This window comes from Rhodococcus tukisamuensis NBRC 100609, assembly GCF_001894985.1.
Classification (GTDB): domain Bacteria; phylum Actinomycetota; class Actinomycetes; order Mycobacteriales; family Mycobacteriaceae; genus Rhodococcus_G; species Rhodococcus_G tukisamuensis.
The window spans coordinates 1-1016 of sequence record NZ_BCXG01000060.1 but is presented as its reverse complement, the minus strand read 5'-3'; the positions used below and the strand labels follow the sequence as shown (position 1 = coordinate 1016).

Annotated in this window: 1 protein-coding gene; it reads left to right on the top strand. The window is 63.9% G+C overall.

Features of this window, described 5'->3' with window-relative positions; all coding sequences use genetic code 11:
• Nucleotides 1-12 precede the first annotated feature (12 nt).
• Nucleotides 13-1016 (top strand): beta-keto acid cleavage family enzyme (locus RT2_RS24910; RefSeq protein WP_072847484.1); only part of this gene is annotated, 1004 nt, incomplete at its 3' end.

Sequence of the window (1016 nt, the reverse complement as noted above, 5' to 3'; positions counted from 1 at the left end):
CGGAGTTACGCAATGTATTTCCAAGACGATTCGCTGTTCCCGGAGACCCAGGAGAAGCTGGTGATCACGGTGGCCCCGTACGGGCCGGAGTGGGAGCCCAACGACTTCCTCGACGACCTGCCGTTGACGATGGACGAGCATGTCCAGGCCGCGGTGGACTGCTACGAGGCAGGGGCCTCGGTTCTGCACGTTCATGTGCGTGAGCTCGACGGTAAGGGCTCGAAGCGGCTGTCGATGTTCAACGAGTTGCTGCGCCGTCTGCGGGAGGCCGTGCCGGACATGATCTTGCAGGTGGGCGGGTCGATCTCGTTCGCTCCGGAAGGTGATGGCGCAGACGCGAAATGGCTGACCGACGACACCCGGCACATGCTTGCCGAGCTGGATCCGAAGCCGGACCAGGTCACCGTGGCGGTGTCGACGAAGCAGATGAACATCACCGACCTGATGACTCCTGACGATATCGCGGGCACCTCCTTCGAGCGGCCCGAGGTGTGGGACGCGTATCGGGAGATGGTGGTGCCGGCCGCGCCGACCTGGGTTGAGGAGCATGTGCGCCGGTTGCAGGCCGCGGGGATCCAGCCGCATTTCCAGCTGCCGGGGATCCCTCAGTTGGAGAAGGTCGAGCGGTTGATCCGGCGTGGCTTCTACACCGGCCCGCTGGTGCTGACGTGGGTGGGCATCGGCGGCGGAGGAGACGGACCCAGCCCTTACAACGCAATGGAATTCATTCAGCGGGTCCCCGACGGTGCGGTCCTGACACTCGAAAGCCTGATGCGGTCGGTGCTGCCGATCAACAACCTGGCGATGACGTTGGGTCTGCATGTTCGTTGCGGCAACGAGGACACGTTGTGGGGGCGTCGGGGCGAGAAGATGAAGTCGGCTGAGCAGGTCCGGCAGTTGGTGCGGATCGCGACTGAGCTTGGTCGCGGGGTGGCCAACGGCAAGGAGGCTCGGGAGATCTACAAGCTCGACGAGACCTACGGCAGTGTCGAGGAGACGTTGGCAAAGATCGGGTA